Source organism: Rhodococcus sp. NPDC057529 (genome assembly GCF_042802055.1).
In the GTDB taxonomy this organism is placed as follows: Bacteria; Actinomycetota; Actinomycetes; order Mycobacteriales; family Mycobacteriaceae; genus Rhodococcus_F.
The window spans coordinates 487367-509807 of record NZ_JBHVEY010000003.1 but is presented as its reverse complement, the minus strand read 5'-3'; the positions used below and the strand labels follow the sequence as shown (position 1 = coordinate 509807).

Annotated in this window: 18 protein-coding genes and 1 pseudogene; 11 read left to right on the top strand and 8 right to left on the bottom strand. The window is 67.3% G+C overall.

Features of this window, described 5'->3' with window-relative positions; genetic code table 11:
* Position 1: 1 nt before the first annotated feature.
* The 3 genes from ACFU5V_RS08270 to ACFU5V_RS08260 all read right to left on the bottom strand — a co-directional run bounded on the left by ACFU5V_RS08270 (position 2) and on the right by ACFU5V_RS08260 (position 4028).
* Complete coding sequence (locus ACFU5V_RS08270) at positions 2 to 1492, bottom strand: PucR family transcriptional regulator (protein ID WP_378698308.1); 1491 nt, start codon at positions 1490 to 1492, stop codon at positions 2 to 4.
* A gap of 15 nt (positions 1493 to 1507) precedes the next feature.
* Positions 1508 to 2998: a PucR family transcriptional regulator gene (locus tag ACFU5V_RS08265; protein WP_378698306.1), complete on the bottom strand. Its 1491-nt coding sequence runs from the start codon at positions 2996 to 2998 to the stop codon at positions 1508 to 1510.
* Positions 2999 to 3062: 64 nt separating this feature from the next.
* Positions 3063 to 4028, bottom strand: coding sequence for a quinone oxidoreductase family protein (locus tag ACFU5V_RS08260; RefSeq protein WP_378698304.1), 966 nt, complete (start codon positions 4026 to 4028; stop codon positions 3063 to 3065).
* Between the two features lie 198 nt (positions 4029 to 4226).
* On the opposite strand from ACFU5V_RS08260, the gene ACFU5V_RS08255 reads away from it, so the two are divergent.
* The 3 genes and pseudogenes from ACFU5V_RS08255 to ACFU5V_RS08245 form a co-directional block, all read left to right on the top strand.
* Positions 4227 to 5612 (top strand): LLM class flavin-dependent oxidoreductase, encoded by a 1386-nt coding sequence (locus ACFU5V_RS08255; RefSeq protein ID WP_378698302.1) that lies wholly within the window; start codon positions 4227 to 4229, stop codon positions 5610 to 5612.
* Positions 5613 to 5637: 25 nt separating this feature from the next.
* Complete coding sequence (locus ACFU5V_RS08250) at positions 5638 to 6432, top strand: 2-keto-4-pentenoate hydratase (protein WP_378698300.1); 795 nt, start codon at positions 5638 to 5640, stop codon at positions 6430 to 6432.
* A 256-nt stretch (positions 6433 to 6688) separates the two neighbouring features.
* Positions 6689 to 6874 (top strand): annotated as a pseudogene (locus tag ACFU5V_RS08245) (WhiB family transcriptional regulator); the annotation flags it as partial.
* Between the two features lie 73 nt (positions 6875 to 6947).
* Here ACFU5V_RS08245 and ACFU5V_RS08240 read toward each other — a convergent pair.
* The 4 genes from ACFU5V_RS08240 to ACFU5V_RS08225 form a co-directional block, all read right to left on the bottom strand.
* Positions 6948 to 8123 carry an NADP-dependent malic enzyme gene (locus tag ACFU5V_RS08240; protein ID WP_378698298.1) on the bottom strand — a complete coding sequence of 392 codons (1176 nt, stop codon included), beginning with the start codon at positions 8121 to 8123 and terminating at the stop codon, positions 6948 to 6950.
* A gap of 42 nt (positions 8124 to 8165) precedes the next feature.
* A complete protein-coding gene (locus ACFU5V_RS08235; protein ID WP_378434112.1) occupies positions 8166 to 8888 on the bottom strand; it encodes an SDR family NAD(P)-dependent oxidoreductase in 723 nt (240 codons plus the stop codon).
* Positions 8889 to 8908: 20 nt separating this feature from the next.
* A complete protein-coding gene (ribA, locus tag ACFU5V_RS08230) occupies positions 8909 to 10159 on the bottom strand; it encodes a GTP cyclohydrolase II (protein ID WP_378698295.1) in 1251 nt (416 codons plus the stop codon).
* A gap of 121 nt (positions 10160 to 10280) precedes the next feature.
* Positions 10281 to 11618, bottom strand: coding sequence for an MFS transporter (locus ACFU5V_RS08225; RefSeq protein ID WP_378698293.1), 1338 nt, complete (start codon positions 11616 to 11618; stop codon positions 10281 to 10283).
* A gap of 412 nt (positions 11619 to 12030) precedes the next feature.
* Here ACFU5V_RS08225 and ACFU5V_RS08220 point away from each other — a divergent pair, with 412 nt between their 5' ends.
* The 5 genes from ACFU5V_RS08220 (at position 12031) to ACFU5V_RS08200 (ending at position 17599) form a co-directional block, all read left to right on the top strand.
* Complete coding sequence (locus ACFU5V_RS08220; RefSeq protein ID WP_378434115.1) at positions 12031 to 13383, top strand: flavin monoamine oxidase family protein; 1353 nt, start codon at positions 12031 to 12033, stop codon at positions 13381 to 13383.
* Between the two features lie 12 nt (positions 13384 to 13395).
* Positions 13396 to 13896, top strand: a complete 501-nt coding sequence (locus ACFU5V_RS08215) for a flavin reductase family protein (RefSeq protein ID WP_378698291.1) — start codon at positions 13396 to 13398, stop codon at positions 13894 to 13896.
* A gap of 46 nt (positions 13897 to 13942) precedes the next feature.
* Positions 13943 to 15046 carry a mandelate racemase/muconate lactonizing enzyme family protein gene (locus ACFU5V_RS08210; protein ID WP_378434117.1) on the top strand — a complete coding sequence of 368 codons (1104 nt, stop codon included), beginning with the start codon at positions 13943 to 13945 and terminating at the stop codon, positions 15044 to 15046.
* 76 nt (positions 15047 to 15122) lie between these two features.
* Positions 15123 to 16652, top strand: coding sequence for an aldehyde dehydrogenase (NADP(+)) (locus ACFU5V_RS08205; RefSeq protein ID WP_378698289.1), 1530 nt, complete (start codon positions 15123 to 15125; stop codon positions 16650 to 16652).
* Between the two features lie 143 nt (positions 16653 to 16795).
* A complete protein-coding gene (locus ACFU5V_RS08200; RefSeq protein ID WP_378441466.1) occupies positions 16796 to 17599 on the top strand; it encodes an IclR family transcriptional regulator in 804 nt (267 codons plus the stop codon).
* 83 nt (positions 17600 to 17682) lie between these two features.
* On the opposite strand, the gene ACFU5V_RS08195 is transcribed toward ACFU5V_RS08200, so the two are convergent.
* The gene (locus ACFU5V_RS08195) at positions 17683 to 19065 is read right to left on the bottom strand and encodes an MFS transporter (RefSeq protein WP_378698287.1); all 1383 of its coding nucleotides are present in this window, start codon (positions 19063 to 19065) and stop codon (positions 17683 to 17685) included.
* A gap of 399 nt (positions 19066 to 19464) precedes the next feature.
* Between ACFU5V_RS08195 and ACFU5V_RS08190 the strand changes: the two genes are divergently transcribed.
* The 3 genes from ACFU5V_RS08190 to ACFU5V_RS08180 all read left to right on the top strand — a co-directional run bounded on the left by ACFU5V_RS08190 (position 19465) and on the right by ACFU5V_RS08180 (position 22283).
* Entirely contained in the window at positions 19465 to 20337 is an 873-nt protein-coding gene (locus ACFU5V_RS08190) for a fumarylacetoacetate hydrolase family protein (protein WP_378698286.1), read from the top strand.
* Between the two features lie 68 nt (positions 20338 to 20405).
* Positions 20406 to 21485: an alcohol dehydrogenase family protein gene (locus ACFU5V_RS08185; RefSeq protein ID WP_378698284.1), complete on the top strand. Its 1080-nt coding sequence runs from the start codon at positions 20406 to 20408 to the stop codon at positions 21483 to 21485.
* Between the two features lie 54 nt (positions 21486 to 21539).
* The gene (locus tag ACFU5V_RS08180; protein ID WP_378698282.1) at positions 21540 to 22283 is read left to right on the top strand and encodes an HpcH/HpaI aldolase/citrate lyase family protein; all 744 of its coding nucleotides are present in this window, start codon (positions 21540 to 21542) and stop codon (positions 22281 to 22283) included.
* The last annotated feature ends 158 nt before the right edge of the window (positions 22284 to 22441 follow it).

The following is a 22441-nucleotide window of genomic DNA, read 5'->3' as shown; positions in this document are numbered from 1 at the left end:
TTCAGTCGGTCAGCGCACTCGCGTGGGCGCGCGCGCGGAGCGCCAGCCACAGCATCGCGATGTCCGAGGACGCCTTGAGATTGCGTCCCGTCACGGACTCGATCTTCCCGAGACGGAAGGCAAGAGACTGCCGGTGAATCCCGAGCTGCTCGGCAGTCTCCGTCCAGCTTCGGTCGTGCGTGAGGAAGGTTTCGAGCGTCTCGACGAGGTGCGACTCGTGTCCACGGTCGTACAGGAGGAGATCTCCGAGGATCGCGTCGGTGGCGTGCCGGGCATCAGTCAGGGTGCGGGGCACGAACAGTGGTGCGTCGGTGGAGTATCGGGCGACGGGTACGCCGGTCGATCGGGCGGTGTCCAGCGCCCACCCCGCCTGACGAGCGCTGTCGGAGATCTGCCCGATCGTGGTCGCCGAGGGTGACACCCCCATCGCCCGGGTTCTGCCGCTCAGCACGTCGATGGTCTCCGGACTCCGGCCGGTGGGAATCAGCATGTACGCGTGCTCGTCGAGTGTGCCGGTCACGTTGGGAACGCCCCGGTCGCCCGTTATCGTCCGCGCAGCCGGTAGGAAGTCGGTTCCGAAGCTCAGCACCGTCCATTCGGGTTCGGCGAGGTCGAACTGTTCGAGCAGCGGTGTCACCGCCTCGGCGGCGTCGGTTCCGGCGAGAATTCTCCGCAGCAGACCCTCACCGGCCTGGTCGGCGTGCTCCCGCTCCCTGGTGACCTTTTCGACTTCGACGCCGATCAGGGTTCGCACATGCAGCAGGGCGAAGGCGTCGACGTCCGTGGCCGGGCTTCCCTCCATCACCAGCATGCATTTCCGGTGAGTGGGAAGGGCATGGGCGGTCATCACATAGTCGGCACCGTCGGTCAGCATGAGGTGGGCGGGCAGACGATCGAGGGTCCTCGCGACCCGCGCAGCCAACACACGGATGGTCTTGTCGGACAGTGCATTGTCGGTGGGGAGAACTTCGGTGCCGTACTCGACGTCGACGACGTGCAGCGTGTAGCGAAGCTCGCGGGACAGCCGGACCAGGAGACTCGTCTCCGCCAGTGACGTCGAGCGTGCGTGTTCGTAGAGACGGCTCAGTCGTGCGACCCTGCTGACCTGAACACTCTGACTGGCCAGGGCCACCGTCCGTCCGATGGCCGCGAACGGGGTGGTGTGGCTGCACCGAAGGATGGGGAAACCCAGTCGGTCGGCAACAGCGAGCATCGCGGGCGTGAGCGGTGGCGCGGTCGCATCGTCACCGATGATGACGCCCGCCAGACCCTTGTCGTGAAGGCGCTCGACGAACGTGCACTGCGCCGGCTCGTCCGGCGGCACGCACAATCCGGCGGTCATCAGCAGTTCGTCCGCTCCCAGCCAGTCCCAGGGGTCGAGTTCCGAGGTGTGCGCCCACACGATCCGGCGATCGAGCCCCGTCACACCGGCGACGGCAGCGCACCCGAGCTGATCCATGGCGATGAGGTCGCCGACGGTGAGTCTCGACATCGTCTTCCTCTCGTCTCAGTCCCGGACGCTACTGATCCGGCGGGTGATCAGCGCCATCCAGAAGTCGGCGATGTCCGCGGAGCTCTTCATGCTTCGGCCGGTGAGGCCCTCTATCTTGCGTAGTCGGTATCCGAGCGTCTGGCGGTGAACGACAAGCTTTTCCGCGGTTGCCGACCAGTTCCGATCCATGGACAGGAATACGTCGAGCGTCTCGACGAGATCACTGTGATTGGCCGCGTCGTAGTCGATGACCTTCCCCAGCACGGCCCGCGTCGCGAAATGTGCTTCGGTCAAGGTTCGGGGAAGGAACAGGGGGGCCGCGGTCGAATACTCGGCAAGCCCGCCGCCCGCCGCCCGCGCGGCCTGGAGAGCCCACCGGGCTTGACGAACGCTGTCCGGGACCCGCAGAGTCGTCGCGTTACGGGCCGACATGCCCATCGCATCGATGTGGCGGTCGAGGAGGTCCGCCGTCAGGTCGGCGTCGGTGCTCGGAACCATCAGGTACCCCTCGTCCCCTACCGGGCACGACAGGTACGGGACTCCGCGGTCCCCGACGAGCGTGCGGGCCGTCTGGAGGTGAGATGCGTCGAATCCGATGACGCACCAGTGGGCATCGGCCAACTCCAGTTGTCCGAGGCGGGGTGTGGCAGCTTCCGCGCTGATCGATCCGGTGATCATCTGCTCGAGCAGCTCCGCCCGCACCACATCGGTGCGTTCACGTTCCCGGGTCACCCGCTCCACTTCCACGCCGACGAGGCTCTGCGCATGCAACAACACGAACGCGTCGACCTCGATGTCGGCGTGCTCGGCCGCGACGAGCATGCACCTGCGATGGGTGGCGAGGGGGAACGCTGTCGCCACCGTCCCGGCGCCGGCGTCGATCGACACCCTCGACGGAAGACCGTCGAGCCGGCCGCCGACGCTGCGGCGGAGCTCGTCGACGAGATCGTCGCCGAGCGGACGGGCGTCGCGCAGCACCTCGCTGCCGAGTTCGACGTCCACGACGTGGAGTCGGTGTCCGAGCTCCGCCGACACTCGATCGAGCAGCGACGTCTCGTCCTCCGGTGCCGCCTGCGCGGCGTCGTAGAGCCGGCTCAAGCGGGCGATTCGACTGACCTGGACGCTCTGGGCCGCGATGGCGACGGTCCGGCCGATCGCGACAAAAGGTGTCGCATGACCGACAGAGACGACCGGGAAGCACTGCTCCTCGGCTTCGGCCAGCATGTCCTGCGTCAGCGGGGGCGCGAGCAGGTCGTCGCCGATCGCGATGCCGGCCAGACCCGCCTCGCTGAGACGTCGCACGAACTCTCGCTGTGCGTCCGCCGCTGCCGGGAGGCTCATACCGGTGGTCATCAACAGGTCGTCCTTACCGAGCCAATTCCACGGGTCGGGCAGTTCGCACACCTGCGCCCACACCACGATCCGGCGGGTACCGGCAGCGCCGGCCACCACGCTGCACGCGAGTTGCCGCATGGCCACCAAGTCGCCGACTGTCAGGTTCGACACGAATCACTCCGTCGATTCGGGTATGAACATCGCCAGCAGAATTGTACGTCCGTATGGCTCCCGGTCAGGGGACGAGAACGACGGCACCGGTGGTCTTCCGGGCCTCGAGGTCCCGGTGCGCGTCGGCGGCGTGTTCGAGCGGGTAGTGCGCGCCGACGCGAACATGCAACGAACCGTCCGCGACGGCCGCGAAAACCTCGCCTGCCCGCCAGGTGAGTTCCTCACGGGTGCGGATGTAGTGCGCGAGCGTGGGACGGGTGAGGACCAGGGACCCTGCGGGATTGAGCCGTTGCGGGTCGAACGGCGGTACCAGGCCGCTCGAGGCGCCGAAGAGGGCAAGGGTGCCACGGACCCGGACGGACGCGAGGCTCGCCTCGAACGTGGCCGCGCCGACCCCGTCGTAGGCGACGGCCACACCTTCCCCGTCGGTGAGTTCGCGGACGCGGGCGGCGATGTCGTCCTCGTACCGGAGCACCTCGGCGGCGCCGGCCTCGCGCGACAGCTTCTCCTTCACATCCGACGAGACGGTGGTGATCACCCGCGCACCCAACTTCGTGGCCATTTGGGTCAGCAGCAATCCGACGCCGCCGGCCCCGGCGTGGACGAGCACGGTGTCGCCGGACTGCACCGGATAGGTCGAGTACGCCAGGTAGTGGGCCGTCATCCCCTGCGCCAGTGCGGAAGCCGCCTGCGGGGCGGGTACGCCGTCCGGTACCGCGATCGCGACTGCGGCGGGCACCACCACCTGTTCTGCGTAGTTGCCGGTTGCCCCACACCACGCGACGCGGTCACCGGGCGCGAAGCCGCGCACCCCGGCGCCGACCGTCTCGACGACACCCGAGCCCTCGTCGCCGGGAACGTACGGCAGCGGATGCGGGTACACCCCGGTCCGGAAATAGGTGTCGATGAAGTTGACGCCGATCGCGTCGGTCCGCACGAGCAGATCGTCCGGACCGGGCTGGGGATCGGGGACCTCGGTGAGTTCGAGAACGTCGGGACCACCGAGACGAGAGACCTGAATGGCACGCATGGCCTATGTTCTACACGCCCATCCACTATTTGAACATGCCGACCATAAAGTGAGGCGTCGCGAAGTGGTGGGGATGCGAGCATCGACAAGTTCCGGGGTAATTCTTGCGAAATGCGCTATTGACGCCCACACATTCCACCTCTTACAGTGTTGTTCAACACATGAACTACGTGTTCAAAAAGTGAACGGAGATAGACAATGGCGTCTCAGCGCATGCGGATCTTTGCCTTCGACTACCAGGGCCCGGCGCACCTGTCGGCCGGTCTGTGGCGGCACCCGAAGGATCAGGGCGCGAACTACAAGAACCTCGCCTACTGGACCGAGTACGCCAAACTGCTCGAACAGGCCCGGTTCGACGGCATCTTCTTCGCCGACAACGTCGGCTACCACGACATCTACGAGGGCAACGCCGACGCGGCCCTCGCCGACGCCGCGCAGATCCCCGCGCAGGATCCGTTCATGGCCGTCTCCGCGATGGCGGCGGTGACGAAGAACCTCGGATTCGGGCTGACGGGGTCGACCTCCTACGAGCACCCGTACGCGCTGGCCCGCAAGTTCAGCACCCTCGACCACCTCACCGACGGCCGGGTCGGCTGGAACCTGGTGACCTCCTACTCCGACAGCGCCGCCCGCAATCTCGGTACCGGACAGCAGGTTCCGCACGACGAGCGGTACGACATGGCCGCCGAGTACCTCGAGGTCTGCTACAAGCTATGGGAGGGATCCTGGGACGACGACGCGGTAGTCCGGGACGCCGAGCGCGGCATGTACATCGATCCCAGCCGCGTGCACAACATCGAGCACAAGGGTAAGTACTTCTCCGTGCCCGGCTTCGCGCTGTGCGAGCCGTCCCCGCAGCGCACCCCGGTGATCTTCCAGGCCGGCGGCTCGTCCAAGGGCCGCGCCCTCGCCGCCGCCAGCGCCGAGGCGGTGTTCGTCAACGCCGTGTCCATCCCGGCGCTGAAGAAGCAGGTCGACAGCCTGCGCGCCCTCGCCGCCGAGGCCGGCCGCGACCCGGCCAACGTGCACGTGCTGCAGATGCTCAACGTCGTCTGCGCACCGACCGACGAAGAAGCCCACGCGAAGTACGAGAGCTACCGCAAGCTCGTGAGCTACACCGGGGCGATGGCCCGCTACAGCGGCTGGACCGGACTGGACATGTCGCAGTTCGACCCCGACGTGCCCCTCAAGCACGTCAAGACCAACGCCGGACAGACCATGGTCGACCTGTTCTCGAAGATGGACCCCGACAAGGAGTGGACCCCGCGCGACATCGCCGAATTCGTCGGCATCGGCGGCACCGGCCCCACCATCGTCGGCTCCCCCACCACCGTGGCCGACGAGCTGACCCGGTGGATGAACGAGACCGGTATCGCCGGCTACAACCTCGCCAACGCCATCAAGTACCAGGACATCGCCGACTTCATCGAACTCGTCGTCCCCGAACTGCAGCGCCGCGGCACCATGTGGAGCGACTACGAAGGCTCCACCCTGCGCGAAAAGCTCTACGGCCCCGGCGCCGTCCGGCTCCGCGACGATCACCCCGGCCTCCGCTTCGGCAACCGCACCGTCGACGCCGTCTGACCCCACCGACCCGACAAGGACACCCATGCAGACCACCGAACTCCACGACGTCGCGACCACGCTGCGGACGGCACGCGTGAACGGGGCACCGATCACCGCACCGACCAAGACCTGGCCCGCCCTCGACGCCGACTCCGCCTTCGCCGTCCAGCGCATCAACGTCGAACACGCCGTCGCAGACGGTGACCGCCTCGTCGGATACAAGCTCGGCAACATCGCGAAGGTCATGCAGGAAGCCTTCGGCCTCGGCCAGCCCGACTACGGATTCCTGCTCGCCAGCATCTTCGCCTACGAAGGCACCACCCTCGAACGGGAAAGGTACATCGAACCGTTCGTCGAACTCGAACCCGCCTTCGTGCTGAAGAGCAGTCTGCGCGGGCCCAACATCACGGTCGCCGACGTCATCAACGCCATCGACTACGCCGTGCCCGCCATCGAGATCATCGACTCCCGCGTCCAGAACTGGGCCATCGACCTCCCGGACACCCTCGCCGACAACGGATCCACCGGCGCGGTCATCCTCGGCGGCACCCCCCGCCGCATCACCGACCTCACCCTGCGCGACATGAACGGCTCCCTGCACTTCAACGGGCGCGAGGTCATCACCGGCAACACCCGCAACATCCTCGGCAACCCCCTCGCCGCGGTCGCCTGGCTGGTCAACCGCCTCGCCGCCTACGACGTCGAGTTTCAGGCCGGCCAGGTCATCCTCCCCGGCAGCTGCCTGCAGGCAGTGCCCATGAACCAGGCGGGCCGCTGGGTCGGCGAATTCGAAGGCTTCGGCACCATCGAGTTCGACGTGTCCACCGCGACCAACTGACACCACGAAAGATCTTCGCGGGGAGCATATTCCCTGCGGCAATCCGTTCGTTCAGGAATCAGGAGCGCCTTCTTGACTGAACGAACTGCGCGGGTGCCTGACCTGATGTGTCGGCGTCAGGCACCCGCCCTCCACGTGCACGACGCACCGCCGTACCGGCCACGCTTTGTCCCGGTTACGGCGGTGCGTTTGTCGTAGGAGTACCGAAACGTCGACCCCGGGAAACCGAATGACCATCACCGAGCATCCATCCGACCGTCCGTCCGGCTGGGACTGGCGACATGAGGGATCGTGCCGCGGAACCGACACCGCCATGTTCTTCTCGCCCGACGAACGCGAGCAGCGAACCGTCCGCACACGGCGCGAACGCCGCGCGAAACAGATCTGCCAGGACTGCCCCGTGCTCCGCGAATGCCGAACTCACGCCCTCACCGCCGCGGAACAGGGGCGGCTCCGCCGCCCGTGCGTGGTTGACGAGTGCAGAGACTCGCTAACCACGCACGGGCGCGAAGCGCCTATCGCGCTGCGGCGGCGACTGCCTCCGCGACAGCCGGTGCGACGCGAGGATCGAGCGGGCTGGGAACGATCCTGTCCACAGCCACCTCGTCACCGACGACCGAGAGGATCGCCTCGGCGGCGGCGAGCTTCATGCCTTCGGTGATCCGCCGGGCACCGGCATCGAGCGCGCCCTTGAACACACCGGGAAAGGCCAGAACATTGTTGATCTGATTCGGGAAATCGCTGCGTCCCGTCGCGACGATCGCCGCATGCCTGCGGGCAATGTCGGGGTGGATCTCCGGGTCCGGGTTCGACAACGCGAACACGATCGAACCCTCCGCCATCGTCGCGATCAACTCCTCCGGCACGGTCCCAGCGGAGACACCGAGGAACACATCCGCACCGTCCAGGGCCCGGGCGATACCGCCGCGGCGGCCGGCCGGGTTCGTGCGCGCGGCCAGATCCGTCTTGACCTCGTTCAGGTCACCGCGGTCGGCCGAGACGATGCCCTTCGAATCCAGCACCGTCACGTCCGCGATCCCCGCGGCAAGCAGAATGTTCGCGCACGCCACACCCGCGGCGCCCGCACCGGAGACCACCACCCGCAACCCGGACAACTCCCGGCCCTGGACCTTCACCGCACCCTTCAATGCGGCGAGGACCACGATCGCGGTGCCGTGCTGGTCGTCGTGCATCACCGGGCAGTCCAAGGCCTCGATGGCGCGCCGTTCGATCTCGAAGCAGCGCGGCGCGGAGATGTCCTCCAAATTCACCGCACCGAAGCTCGGGCGCAACCGGATCAGGGTCTCGACGATCTCGTCCGGATCCTTCGTGTCCAGGACCAGCGGGATCGAGTTCAACCCGGCGAAATTCCTGAACAGCGCCGACTTGCCCTCCATCACCGGCAGCGAGGCACGGGGCCCGATGTCCCCCAGACCGAGCACCGCGGAACCATCACTGACGACGACCACCAGCCGGCTGGCCCAGGTGTAGCGGTCGGCGAGGGTCTCGTCGGCAGCGATGGCGCGGGAAACCTGCGCCACCCCCGGGGTGTAGGCGATCGACAGATCCCGCTGAGTGTCCAGCGGGGTCGTCAACTCCACGGACAGCTTTCCCCCGACGTGGCCGGCGAAGATCTCCTCGTCGGACAGTTCGATCTTCTGCGGTGTAGTGGATTCGGACACGACAGTCACGGCTTCAACTCCAAAGGTGTTGGACGGAAAGGGGATGGGTTGTCAGTGCACGGCAGCGGGCAGGGCCGCGTGCGCGGTGAGAACCCTGCCGGACCAGCCGCCGTGGTGGACGGGGTCGGCGAGTCGGACGAGGGCGGTGTCGAAATCCGGTGCGCGGCGCTCGTCCGGGTGTTCGGGTGTCGGAAGTTCGTCGACCAAGCGGATGCTGGTGACCTGGACGCTGCAGGCGCCGAGATCGCGCGCCGCCGCGACGGCGAAGGCCTCGATCGCGCCGTCGATCACCTGCCGGGCCAGCGTGGAATCGCCTGTTTCAGTCGCTGATCGGCCCAGGCCGACGACGGTGACGATGGATCCCGCCCGGCCGCTTGTGTTCATCGACTGCATCGCCCGCCGCACGGTCGCGAAGACCATGCCGAGGTGAGCGTGGACGAATCGGTGCCAGTCGTGGGGATGGATCGTCTCGAGTGACGTGCCGGTGGATTCGGGTCCGGGAATCCAGGCGGCGTGTACGACCGTGTCGACGTGGCCGTGGATGTCTTCGACGGTGGTGAAGAGCCGGTCGACCTCCCGGTCGATGGTGAGATCGGCGACGACGGCGGTCGCGCGGCCACCGCCGCTCGTGATGTCCCGGGCGATCCGTTCGGCCGCCTCCGGAGTGAAACTGTGTGCGACGACGTCGAATCCATGCTCGGCGAGAGTGCGGGCAGCGTGAGCACCCTCCGGGTGTTCGACACCGGTGACCAAGGCCGGCCTGCCGTGTCGCATGGGCGGGGTGACGCGGGGACTCAACCGAGCCGCTGCAGCGTGTGACCCATGCGGTCGCGTTTGGTGGTCAGATAGGACCGGTTGTAGGCGGTCGGTGAGGACTCGTGTGGGATCTGTTCGGCGACGGTGATGCCGTGGTCGATCAGGGCCCGGACCTTGTCGGGGTTGTTCGTCATCAGCCGCACTCGGCCGACTCCGAGGTCGTCGAGGATGTCGCAGGCGACGCGGTAGTCGCGGCTGTCGACGGGCAGGCCGAGGCTGACGTTGGCGTCGATGGTGTCGAGGCCCTCGTGTTGCTGGAGTTCGTAGGCGCGCAGTTTGTGCCCCAGACCGATTCCGCGGCCCTCGTGTCCGCGGAGATAGATCAGGATGCCGGCGCCGGCCTCGGCGATGGCGCTCATGGCGGATCGGAATTGGGGTCCGCAGTCGCAGCGCAGGGAGCCGGCGAGGTCACCGGTGATGCACTCGCTGTGCATCCGGACCAGCGGCGCGTCGGTGGTGGCCACGTCGCCCATCACCAGAGCCAGGTGCTCGACGCCGTCGCCGGGTGCCTGATAGGCCAGCGCGTCGAACGTGCCGACGTCGGTGGGAAGGGTGCTGCGACCGGACCGGACGACGATGTTCCCGGGGCGGGCGGCACTCTGACGGAGCGGGGTCACCGTTCCATCCGTGCGCGAGCGCCACGCGCGCAGTTCGGCGATGGAGATCATCGGGATCGAGTGCTGTTCGGCGAGTTGTTCGAGGTCGTCACGTCGCATCATCTCCCGCCGATCGGGGGTGACGATCTCGCAGAGCAGGGCGGCGCCGCTGAGCCCGGCCATGCGGCACAAATCGACTCCGGCTTCGGTGTGCCCCGGGCGCTCGAGGACGCCGCCGGGCTTGGCGAGCAGCGGCATGACGTGGCCGGGCCGGGCGAGGTCGGCGGGCTGCAGGGCCGGGTCGGCCAGGGCCCGGATGGTGGCGCCGCGATCGCCCGCACTGATTCCCGTGGTGGTGCCGTGCCGGTAGTCGACGCTGATCAGGAAGGCGGTGTTGTGGGCTTCGGTGTTGTCGGGGACCATCAGGTCGAGGCCGAGTGTGTCGGCGCGGGCCTCGTCGATGGCGACGCAGAGAAAGCCGGATGTGTGTTCGAGGAAGAACGCGACCGCATCGGTGCTCGCGTATTCGGCGGCCATGATCAGGTCGCCCTCGTTCTCGCGGTCTTCGTCGTCGACGACGAGGATCATTCCCTTGTTTGCCAGTGCGGTGACCGCGTCCGAGATGGTCGACATGATCGCTGGCTCCTTCCTTGGCGAACACACGGAGTGTGGTGGGACGTTCTGGGGGTCGAGGCGGAGTCGCGGGGCTGACGTCGTTGTCGGTCCGGCGACTCCGCGCTCGGGATCGGGGTGGTTACGGTTGGTGTGGGGCGGACGTTTCGCTGAGACTGCGGCCCATCGTTTCCGGGGCGAGGACCTGGGAGACCGACGCGCCGACGACGCAGATGCCGGCCGCGATGAGCATCGTGGTGCCCGCGCCGAGGTTGTGCATCGACCACGGCAGAAGGAACGTGCCCAGACCGGCTCCGACGCGGCTGAACGCGGTCGCGAAACCGGTTCCCAGGCCGCGGATCTCGGTCGGGAAGATCTCACCCGGGTAGACACCGGTCAGCGCGGTGCACATGGCGTTGGCGAACGCGAAGACCAGGAAGCCGATCAGCACCAGCACCGGCGGCGCAGAGGTCCAGAGCCCGATCGCGGCCAGGACCGCGGCGCACACCCACTGCTGTGGGATGGTCAGCTTTCGCCGGCCGATCCGTTCGATGAGGATCACCGAGATGACGACACCGGCCAGTGCGAGGCCGTTGACTCCCAGCGCGCCGACGAGTCCGTCGCCGAGACCATAGTCGGCGAGCACACTGGCCGCGAATGTGGCGATCGCGAAATACGGTGCCACCACGCAGAACCAGAAGACGGAGATGAAGATCGTCGCCCGTCGGTAGGATGGCGAGAACAGCATCCCGAACGTGCCCTTACGGGTCGGTTCGCTGGTGGTGTCGAGGACGTCGGCGGGGTCTTCGAGATAGGTGTGGGCGATCTCGGTTGCCTCTTCGGTGCGGCCCTTGTTCATCAGCCAGCGCGGGGATTCGGGCATACCCAGCCGGGCCAGGAGCAGGATGACGGCGGGCAGGGTGCTCGAGCCGAGCACGATGCGCCAGTCCAGGGACCACACGGCGGTCATCAGGAAGCCGGCGACGAAGGCCGTCATGAATCCGAGGTACCAGGCGACCTCGGAGAAGGCCATCAGCCTGCCGCGCAACCGCCTGGGTGAGAACTCGGCGAGCAGCGGCCAGCCGACGGAGTAGTCGGCGCCGATCGCGATGCCCATCAGCAGCCGGACGAGGAAGAGGTGCCAGGCCGAGTCGACGAAGAATTGCAGGACCGAACCGACGGTGAAGATCAGCAGGTCGATGGTGAACAGCGGCTTGCGGCCGAGTTTGTCGGCGAGCCAGCCGCCGAGGGGGCCGCCGATGAAGATGCCGATGAGAGCGGAGGCGCCGATGAGCCCCTCCCAGAACAGCGACATGCCGAGGTCGAGGGTGATGGCACCGATGACGGTGCCGATGATGCCGAGGATGTAACCGTCGATGAACATGCCACCGGCGATCACACCGGTCAGCTTGACCAGGAAGCGCTTCTTGTCGACCGACTGCTGGTCGATGTCCACGGGTTCGTTGTTCGTGATGGTCATCGGCCCTCCTCGCTCGTGCGTGTCGACGTGGCGATCACGCCCGACGACGGTGGGCAGTCACCGTGCGCAGGGGCGGATAGGCGGGAAGCAGATGTTCGCACGTGATGTCACAACCTTCGTGAAGTGGTGCACGGCCGCGGAATCCGAGGGATCTCTGGCGACTGCGGGTCGTTGGGATGGGCTCGATCGCTGCAGCTCAGCGGCGCTGCGTGTTCATAAACTGAACGATGTGGTCAAAAGTGTGACATGGGACTCACGGCACGTCAAGACCTGCTCCTGGCCCGCGCGGTCGCGGGATCGACATTCAGGGCCGTCGCTCTTGACAGATTGTGATCTACAGCTCAGGATCATGATCATCGATTTTGAACAACACGTTCAAAATATGAACAGTTCACGGCGGTGAGGAGACACCATGGCGGACAGCGCCCACCAGCATCAGGAAGCCGATGTCGTCGTTGTCGGCGGCGGCATCGCCGGGTTGATCACCGCCCGGGAGCTGTCCCGTACCGGACTGAGCGTGGTGGTGCTCGAGGCGCGCGACCGGCTCGGCGGACGGGTGTGGACCGACCACCGCCTCGGCAGGGACCTCGAGATCGGTGGCACCTGGATGCACTGGGTGCAGCCGCACGTGTGGGCCGAGATCACCAGATACGGACTCTCGGTGACCCGTGGCCCGCGCGCGGAGCAGGCGTACTGGCTCGCCGGCGACCGCGTCCGCACCGGCACACTCGAGCAGTTCATGGAATTGATCGATCCCGGAATGCGCCGGCTGCTCGCCGACACCATGAACATCGTCCCCCGGCCGGATCTGCCGCCCGCATCCCCCGAGCTCGCGAACGTCGACCGGTACAGCGTGCAGGACATGCTCGACCGGCTGCAGCTGAGTGAGGACGAATACCAGGCGAACGAGGCGGCCTGGGTCGGACACTTCAACGGCCCACTCACCGAGGGGGCCTTCACCACCGCGTTGCGGTGGACCGCCGCCACCGCGGGCTCGTGGCATCTGATGCACGAGGCGTCCGCGGTCTTCCGCCTCGCCGACGGCACCCAGTCCCTGGTGGCGGCGATCGCCGCCGACACCACCGCGGAGCTGCGCACGTGCGCGGAGGTTTCCCGCATCGAACACGACACCGAACGCGCTCACGTGCACCTGAGCGACGGCCAGGTGATCACGGCGCGCCGGGTGGTACTCACCGTGCCCCAGAACATTCTCGGCGACCTCCCCATCACGCCACCGCTCAACGACGGCAAGCTCGCCGCAAGCAAGGAGAAGGCCGCCTCCCAGGGCGTCAAGTGCTGGATCCGGGTGCGTGGCCCGATCGCCCCGTTCTTCGCGTACTCTTCCGCCGCCCACCCGCTGTCCGTCGTGCGCACCGAATACCTCGGCGAAGACGATGCAGTTCTGGTCGCTTTCGGGGCCGACTCGACGCGGCTCGACCCCAACGACCGCGATGCCGTTCAGCGGGCGTTGACCGTCTGGCGGGACGATCTCGATGTGCTCGAGGTGACCGGACACGACTGGATGAGCGACCAGTACTCGCAGGAGACCTGGATGATGCACCGCCCGAACCAGGTCACTCGTTACCTGGGCGCGCAGCAGGCCACCGAAGGCGTTCTGCACTTCGCGAGTGGCGACATCGCGAATCTGTGGGCCGGATTCATCGACGGCGCCATCGAGAGCGCACTGCGCGCCGCACGCGACATCGCCACCGAATTGCACCCCGACCACTCTTACACCGCTGCCGGGTCCGGCACCACGATCTGACAAGGAGCCACCATGCTTACGTCCACCATCGACCAGGCCCACTACCGCACCGTCATGGGACACCTGCCCACCGGCGTCGTCGCCCTCTCCGGCATCACCCCCGACACCGACCACCCCTGCGGCCTCGTCGTCGGCACCTTCCAATCACTGTCCCTCGACCCACCCCTGGTCAGCTTCAGCGTCGCCCACACCTCCACCAGCTGGCCCAAGGTCCGCGCCGCCGGACAACTCTGCGCCAGCATCCTCGCCGCCGGCCAGGAACCGATCTGCCGCGCCCTCTCCAGCAAACAACCCGACAAATTCGCCGACATCGACTGGACCCCCTCCCAGACCGGATCACCCCGCATCACCGGAGCCCACGCCTACATCGACTGCCACATCACCCACGAACTCGACGGCGGCGACCACACCATCGTCATCGCCCGCGTCCTGCACATGGACACCGGACACGGCGAACCCCTCGTCTTCCACCAAGGCCGACTCGGCGGAATCCGGCAACTCACCGCCGCCTGACCCACCACTGGATACGCCTGACCGAGCCCACGAAAGAGGTAAAGCGTTGCGCATCGCCGAGATTCACGTGTATCAGATGGATCTGCCGTTCAGCGGCAAGGCCTACCGGATGTCCGAGGGCTCGTACACCGCCCTGGACTCGACGATCGTGCAGGTCGTGTCCGATGCGGGTGTCTCCGGGTGGGGTGAGACGTGCCCGGTCGGCCCGACGTATGCGCCGGAGCACGCCCTGGGCGCGCGGGCGGCACTGAATCAGATGTCGGCGGGCCTGATCGGCATGGAGGTGACAGGTCCGCTGGCCGTGCGCCGCGCACTGGACCGGCTCCTCAACGGGCACAACTACGCCAAAGCCGCAATCGACATCGCGATTCACGACCTGATCGGCAAGACCCACGGAATTCGCGTGTGCGACATGCTGGGTGGCGCGATCACCGATCGGGTGGACTCCTATTACGCACTGTCCATTGGTGATCCGGACGATGTCGCCCGGACCGCCGTGGAGAAGATCGCCGAGGGGTATCCGCGGCTGCAGATCAAGGTGGGCGGACGGCCGGTCGAGATCGACATCGAGACCGTTCGCAAGGTCTGGGAAGCAACCGGATGCACCCGCCTGTCCCTCGATGCCAACCGCGGACTGTATGCACGCGACGTCCTGCGAATCGGCCGGGAGTGCGCCGACATTCCCTTCGTCTTCGAGCAGCCCTGCAACACGATGGAGGAGATCGCCGCGATTCGCGGCCAACTGCACCACGCGGTCTACCTCGACGAGAACACCGAGGATCTCGGCGACGTGCTCCGAGCGATCTCACTCGGCGTGTGCGACGGATTCGGACTGAAGGTCACGCGACTGGGCGGTCTCGGTACCCTCGCGACGGTGAGGGATCTCTGCGAGGCGCGTTCCATGCCCCACACGTGCGACGACTCCTGGGGAGGCGACATCATCGCGGCCGCGTGCGCCCACATCGGCTCGACGGTTCAGCCGCGCCTGCTCGAGGGCGTCTGGATTGCCGAGCCCTACATGGACATTCACTACGACTCGGACAACCCGGTCCGGATCGAAGGGGGGCGTATCCGGGTACCGACCGGCCCCGGTCTCGGCGTCGTCCCCGACGAGGGCGTCTTCGGCGAGCCGGTCGCATCCTTCGAATAGACAACCGCCAGCCCTACCCACACACCCCGGCTGCGCCGCACCCGGCGCGAGCCTCTCCGAAAGGATCCCGCACTTCATGACCGACGTCACGCATTCGATCGAACCGGACACCACCGACGCCCAACTCGACCGTCTCCTCGACGCCGCGGCCGCCGCCGCACCGCTCTGGGAAGACCGCACCCCCCACGACCGCGCCGCTGTACTCGTCGCGATCGCCGACGCCCTCGAGGCGCACGCCGACGGGCTGGTCGCCGAGGCCATCACCGAAACCGGGCTTCCCCAGCCCCGCCTGTCCGGGGAACTGAACCGGACCTGCGTGCAGTTGCGGATGTTCGCCGAGGAACTGATCGACGGCACCTTCCTCGACGTGATCATCGACCGCGCCGATCCCGACTTCGTCCTCGGCGCCCGCCCGGACCTGCGCCGCTACCAGATTCCCGTGGGCCCGGTCCTGGTCTTCGCCGCCAGCAACTTCCCGTTCGCGTTCTCCGTCGCCGGCACCGACACCGCCTCCGCGCTGGCCGCCGGCTGCCCGGTGGTGCTCAAGGCCCATCCCGGTCACCCCCGCACCTCCGCCGCCACCGCCGACGTCGTCGCCGGGGCACTGTCCGCCGCCGGCGCCCCCGCCGGCACGTTCGCACTGATCAGCGGCTTCCGGGCCGGCACCCGCGCCCTCGAGGACCCGCGGATCGCCGCAGCCGCCTTCACCGGATCCGTCGCCGGTGGCCGCGCCCTGTTCGACATCGCCGCCGCCCGCCCCAACCCGATCCCCTTCTTCGGCGAACTCGGCAGCGTCAACCCGGCCGTCGTCACCGCCGGTGCCCTCGACGAGCGCGCCGACGCGATCGCGTCCGGATTCGTCGGCTCGTTCACCCTCGGAGCCGGACAGTTCTGCACCAAGCCCGGCATCCTGCTGGTACCCACCGGATCGCCGATCACCGAGCAGATCACCACCCTCGCCCAGCAGGTGCCCGCGGCACGGATGCTCACCGCGAAGATCGCCGAGGGCTACCACCACCGGATCGAGGAGGCCGCCGCCGCACCCGGCGTCGAGGTCCTCGTCAAGGGCACCGCATCGACCGGCGAGAGCGGAGTCCCCGAGGTCACCCCGACACTGCTGCACACCACCGCCGAACAGCTGGTCGCCCACGCCGACACCCTGCTCGAGGAGAGCTTCGGCCCCGCCGCGATCATCGCCGAATACGGCACCGACGACGAGGTGAACCGCGTCCTGAACGGTGTCGACGGCACCCTCACCGTCACCGTCCACACCCGCACCGAACCCACCCCCGACGAACGCGAGCAACTCCGCAGCCTCACCCGGATCGCCGCCACCCGCGCCGGCCGACTGGTGTTCAACGGCTGGCCGACCGGCGTCGCCGTCACCCCCGCCCAGCACCACGGCGGCCCCTACCCCGCCACCACCGCGGTCTCGCACACCTCGGTGGGCACCACCGCGATCCGCCGATTCCTGCGCCCCGTCACCTACCAGGACGCTCCCGAGGCGCTCCTGCCCGCACCGATCCAGGAACGCAACCCCCTCGAAATTCCCCGCACGGTCAACTCCGCCGGCGAATCGTCCACCTGGGGCCGCGCCCAGTCCTGACAATCGAGGAGCGCGCGGTGTGCGCTCGACAGTTCCCGCACTCTACCGCCCCGGCGTTCACTATATGAACGCCGGGGCGGTAGAGTGGTCGTGTAAGCGCGTACCCGAGGGTGTGGTGCGCACCGACACGACGAAGGGGTGGCATGAGCGAAGTACCCGAACCGACGGAGATGACGAACAAGTCGGTGACCAAAGCGGTTCGGCTGCTACGGGAGTTGGCCGCACACCCGCGCACCGGTGCCACCGTCACCACGCTCGCGAAGGGCGTGGGGATCTCCCGGCCCACCGCGTTCCGTCTGCTCTACAGTCTCGAACGCACCGGTCTCGTCGACCGGATCGACAACAACTACATCCTCGGCTGGGAAATGGCCCGGCTCGGTCGGCGCGCCGACCCGTACGCCGGTCTGGTCGCACGCGCGCAACCGCTGCTGCAGGAGTTGGCCGACAAGTTCAACGAGTCGGCGACCCTGTCGGTGCCGAATTCGCACGACGGCCTGGACCTCATCGCCGAGGCCTCCGGCTCGCATGTGGTCGGGATCATGAGCCGCATATCGACTCACATGGTCGGCCAGCAATACCCGCTGCACGCCAGCTCCACCGGCAAGGTTCTGCTCGCCGAGATGCCGCTGGACAGGGTGCTCGCGGTGCTGCCCGAGACGCTCGAGGCATTCACGTCCCACACGATCACCGACCGTGCCGTTCTGCTCCGGGAGCTCGACCAGGTCCGCGAGCAAGGGTTCGGCATCATCGACAACGAACTCGAAGAGGAACTGATTTCGCTGTCCCGGCCGGTGCGTGACTCCTCGGGCACGCTGGTGGCGATCCTCACCCTCAACGGCCCCCGCTACCGCTTCGGGCGCGACCGCATCCCCGAGGCGCTCCAGCAGATGCAGGCCATCGTCGAGCGCCTCGTCGAGGTGTTCTGGCAGGACGCGGCGGGCGAATAGTCCCGCGATCCGCCACGCCGTGTGAAGCACCGGGAACCGGAGCCCTGGCACGGACTCCGGTTCCCGGTGCTGTACGCGACGGGTCAGGTTCGAACGGGCTGACCGCCGCGCGGGGCCGAGGTTTCACTGAGGTTGCGGCCCATCGTTTCCGGGGCGAGGACCTGGGAGACCGCCGCACCGACGATGCAGATCCCCGCGGCGATGATCATCGTCACTCCGCTGCCGAGGTTGTGCATCGACCACGGCAGCAGGAACGTGCCCAGACCCGCACCGACGCGGCTGAACGCGGTCGCGAAACCGGTTCCCAGGCCGCGGATCTCGGTCGGGAAGATCTCACCCGGGTAGACCCCGGTCAGGGCCGTGGACATGGCGTTGGCGAACGCGAAGACCAGGAAGCAGATCAGCACGACCGCGGGCGGCGCGGACGACCACAATCCGATGATCAGCAACACCACGGCGCACACCCACTGCTGCGGGATGGTCAGCTTCCGGCGGCCGACTCGTTCGATGAGCAGCACCGACACCATGACACCGACGAGGGCGAGGCCGTTGACTCCGATGGCGCCGACGAGTCCGTCGCCGAGACCGTAGCCCTCCAGAACGCTGGCGGCGAACGTGGCGATCGCGAAATACGGTGCCACCGCGCAGAACCAGAAGACGGAGATGAAGATCGTCGCCCGCCGGTAGGCCGGGGTGAACAGCATCCCGAACGTGCCCTTGCGGGTGCCCTCGTTGGCGATGTCGACGACGTCCGTCGGGTCCTCGAGGTAGGCGTGGGCGATCTCGGTTGCCTCCTCGGTGCGGCCCTTGTTCATCAGCCAGCGCGGTGATTCGGGCATACCCAGCCGGGCCAGGAACAGGATCACCGCCGGAACTGTGCTCGAGCCGAGCACGATACGCCAGTCGAGGGACCACACGGTGGTCATCACGTAACCGATGACGAAGGCGAACATGAAGCCGACGTACCAGGCGACCTCGCAGTAGGCCAGCAACTTGCCGCGCAGCCGCCGCGGCGCGAATTCGGAAAGCAACGGCCAGCCGACCGAGTAGTCGGCGCCGATCGCGATGCCCATCAGCAACCGGACGGCGAACAGTTGCCAGGCCGAGTCCACGAAGAACTGCATCACCGATCCGAGGATGAAAATCGCCAGGTCGATCGCGAACAGCGGCTTGCGGCCCAGTTTGTCGGCCAGCCAGCCCCCCAACGGGCCGCCGACGAAGATGCCGATGAGAGCGGAGGCGCCGATAAGCCCCTCCCAGAACAGCGACATCTCCAGGTCGAGGGTGAGGGCACCGATGACGGTGCCGATGATGCCGAGGATGTAGCCGTCGATGAACATGCCACCGGCGATCACACCGGTCAGCTTGACCAGGAATCGTTTCTTGTCGACCGGACCCGGGTCGGCCTTCGTGCCGACAGGTCCGTCCTCATACTCTCCGACGGAATCCGTGTTGGTAATCGTCACCAGGTCACTCCTTGCTGGTGCGCGTCGGCATGACAGCCGACGTGGACGGTGCGAATGCCGTCCGGGGCGGGGAAAGGCGGGGATGAAGTGTGCAGGCGTGCCGGCGACAGCAGGTCAACCACCGACATTGCATTCGTTCAACAAGTGAACGTCACGCTCAAAATTGTGACATGGACCTCATGAGTCGTCAAGACCCCGTCGCGTCACAGCCGCGACCAACCGTGCCGACCCAGGGCCGATGCGGGTAAAAGTGGCATCGCACGCCTTGACAAGCTGTGACCTGGGCCGCACTATCGTCAACACACACAATGAACGAACTGTTCAAATAGTGACGATCCGCAGGTACCCGCTCCGGTCGCCGGAATCGAACACTCGGAACAGACGACGGGAGAGTTTCAGGTGCGGTTGATCAATCTCGATGGCCGCCTCCAGGTGTCGACGCGAAGCGGCCTCGTCGACGTCGAGGCGGAAAGCCACGGCTACTTTTCCTCCCATCCGCAGAAGATCTACGCGCGGTGGGCGGAGTTCGTCACCTGGTACACGGGCAACCGGGACAGGGTCACCCCGGCGCACCGCGATGGGATCGACCCGGGTCGACTCGGTTCGCCGGCGCCGGCGCCGCGCCAGGTGTTCGCCGTCGGCCTGAACTATGCCGACCACGCGGCGGAGTCCGGTGTGGAACGGCCCGAGTCACCGGTGATCTTCACCAAGTTCGCCTCGGCGATCTCCGGCCCGGTCACCACCGTCCCCCTCCCCTCGGACACGGTGGACTGGGAGGTCGAACTCGTGGTTGTGATCGGCCGAGGTGGCCGCGACATCCCGGCCGATCGGGCATGGGAGTCGGTCGCGGGATTGTCTGTCGGACAGGACCTGTCCGACCGCGGGCGGCAACTGGCCGGCCCGGTTCCGCAGTTCAGTCTCGCGAAGTCGCACCGAGGGTTCGCCCCGATCGGACCGGCGCTGGTGACGATCGACGAGTTCGCCGATCCGAACGATCTCACGCTCGAGACCCGCATCAACGGCGAACTCGTCCAGTTCGGACGTACCGCGCAGATGATCTTCCCGGTGCCGGCGCTGATCGAGCACCTCTCGCACACCCTCGAGCTCTACCCCGGCGACGTCGTGTTCACCGGCACGCCCGCCGGCGTCGGGGTGGGCCGGACACCGCAGCGATTCCTCGGTCCCGGCGACGTCCTGCGCAGCCGCATCACCGACATCGGCGAACTCACCCAGACCTTCGTCGCACGCGAACCACTCGCCGCACCGGTGTGACCGGGATACACCGGCCCACGAACACATCCGATCGACATCCGAAGGAGCCAACCTTGTTGCCGCAACATATGAGCGCAGTTCTCCTGACCGGGCACGGAGGACTCGACACACTCGAGTACCGCACCGACGTCGCCATCCCCCGACCCGATCGGGGCGAGGTTCTGATCGAGGTCGCCGCCGCCGGCATCAACAACACCGACATCAATACCCGCATCGGGTGGTATTCGAAGGCGATCGACTCCGACACGAACTCCGGCGGCGCCAGCGGGTTCGAGTCCGTCGACGACGACGATGCCAGCTGGTCGGGCACGACCCTGAAATTCCCCCGCATTCAGGGCGCGGACGTGTGCGGGCGCATCGTCGCGGTCGGTGACGGCGTCTCCCCCGACCGCATCGGCGAACGCGTCCTCGTGCGCACCATGCTGCGCAGCTACGTCGACTACCGCCCGTACGAATGCTGGACGTTCGGCAGCGAATGCGACGGCGGCTTCGCGCAGTACGCGGTGGCTCCGGCCCGGGAAACCTTCGCGGTCGACTCCGATTGGAGCGACGCCGAACTCGCGGCGCTACCGTGCGCCTATTCCACCGCCGAGAACATGCTGCACCGCGCCGCGGTCGGTGCCGAACGCGTGCTGATCACCGGCGCATCGGGCGGTGTCGGCCTCGCGGCGGTGCAACTCGCCAAGCGCCGCGGCGCCACGGTCATCGCCGTCTGCTCGCCCGACAAGGCGGCCGAGGTAAAGGCGCAGGGCGCCGATCGGACCATCGAGCGGGGAGTCGACCTGATCGGAGCGCTCGGTGCCGGCTCGGTGGATGTGGTGGTCGATCTCGTCGTCGGACCGCAGTGGCCTCAACTGCTCGACGTGTTGCGCACGGGTGGCCGCTACACGATCGCCGGTGCCATCGGCGGGCCGATCTCCGAGATCGACCTGCGCACGGTCTACCTCAGAGACCTCACGCTGTACGGGTGCACCTTCCAGGACGACGCCGTCTTCGAGAACCTCGTCGGATACATCGAGCGGAATGAAATCCGTCCGGTCGTCTCGGCCACCTATCCGTTGTCCGACATCGTTCGGGCGCAGGAGGATTTCCTCGCCAAGAAGCACATCGGAAAGCTTGTGCTGATTCCACCGACACCCCGGAAGTGACCGGCGGCGTTCACCGACCGCCGCCCGTAAATCCACCGAATGGAGTACTCCGCAATGACCTCGACCTCGACCGCGCCCTCACTCGGAGCGTGGCTGACGCTCGACTCCGTCTTCGCTGCCGAACTGATGGTTCGGACTGGATTCGATTGGGCCGTCATCGATTTGCAGCACGGCGCACTGGGAACCGATTCCGTCGTGCCCCTGCTCTCGGCGGTGCAGGGCGCCGGCGTCGAGGCCTGGGTGCGGACGCAGGCGACGAACTACGCACAAGCCAACTGGGCGCTCGACATGGGCGCCGACGTCGTCGTCGTCCCACAGATCGGGTCGGCCGCCCAAGCACGTGAGGCGGTCGGTTTCTGCCGCTACGCGCCCGAGGGGCACCGCTCGTGGGGCCCGGTTCGGGCAGCGTTGCGCCCGGCCACGGCGCCCCGCCAGCGGGTCTACCTGATGATCGAGGACACCAACGGCCTGGCCGAGGCCGAAGCGATCTGCGCGACACCCGGACTGGACGGGATCCTGATCGGCACGGCAGACCTCACCCTGTCGCTGGCCGGTTCCGCCTCGGACGTCCTGGGCGGAGCTACTTTCGATGCCGTTCGCACAATCGTGGAGGCGTGCACCCGCCACGGACTGGACGTCGCCGCCTACGGGGGAAGTCAGGAAATGACGACAGCGTGCGCCGACAACGGAATCCGGACCGTCGCTCTCGCCGCGGACTACGAACTGCTTCACGAAGGCGCGCAGGCGGCCGTGGCGCTGACACGCGGAACATTCGCAGCCGAGGGTGTCCGCGCCTGACCTCGTGTTGCCGTGACGGGGTGCCGGAACAGATACGCCGCGGGGGGGGGGGGGGGGAGGGGAAGCGGTGGTTGGAGCGCAGGGCGTGGAAGAAAGAAGTCAAAGATTGCGGCAGATTCGCGTAAGCCGCCGCGAGAGTGGTCCAAGTGGTGTCGCCG

Coding starts and splice junctions, on each gene's coding strand:
- ACFU5V_RS08225 (WP_378698293.1), bottom strand. CDS start 11,618: ATGACCATCACGAACAACGAACCCGTGGACATCGACCAGCAGTCGGTC.
- ACFU5V_RS08250 (WP_378698300.1), top strand. CDS start 5,638: ATGCAGACCACCGAACTCCACGACGTCGCGACCACGCTGCGGACGGCA.
- ACFU5V_RS08200 (WP_378441466.1), top strand. CDS start 16,796: ATGAGCGAAGTACCCGAACCGACGGAGATGACGAACAAGTCGGTGACC.
- ACFU5V_RS08205 (WP_378698289.1), top strand. CDS start 15,123: ATGACCGACGTCACGCATTCGATCGAACCGGACACCACCGACGCCCAA.
- ACFU5V_RS08180 (WP_378698282.1), top strand. CDS start 21,540: ATGACCTCGACCTCGACCGCGCCCTCACTCGGAGCGTGGCTGACGCTC.
- ACFU5V_RS08220 (WP_378434115.1), top strand. CDS start 12,031: ATGGCGGACAGCGCCCACCAGCATCAGGAAGCCGATGTCGTCGTTGTC.
- ACFU5V_RS08255 (WP_378698302.1), top strand. CDS start 4,227: ATGGCGTCTCAGCGCATGCGGATCTTTGCCTTCGACTACCAGGGCCCG.
- ACFU5V_RS08270 (WP_378698308.1), bottom strand. CDS start 1,492: ATGTCGAGACTCACCGTCGGCGACCTCATCGCCATGGATCAGCTCGGG.
- ACFU5V_RS08215 (WP_378698291.1), top strand. CDS start 13,396: ATGCTTACGTCCACCATCGACCAGGCCCACTACCGCACCGTCATGGGA.
- ACFU5V_RS08235 (WP_378434112.1), bottom strand. CDS start 8,888: ATGCGACACGGCAGGCCGGCCTTGGTCACCGGTGTCGAACACCCGGAG.
- ribA (WP_378698295.1), bottom strand. CDS start 10,159: ATGTCGACCATCTCGGACGCGGTCACCGCACTGGCAAACAAGGGAATG.
- ACFU5V_RS08260 (WP_378698304.1), bottom strand. CDS start 4,028: ATGCGTGCCATTCAGGTCTCTCGTCTCGGTGGTCCCGACGTTCTCGAA.
- ACFU5V_RS08185 (WP_378698284.1), top strand. CDS start 20,406: ATGAGCGCAGTTCTCCTGACCGGGCACGGAGGACTCGACACACTCGAG.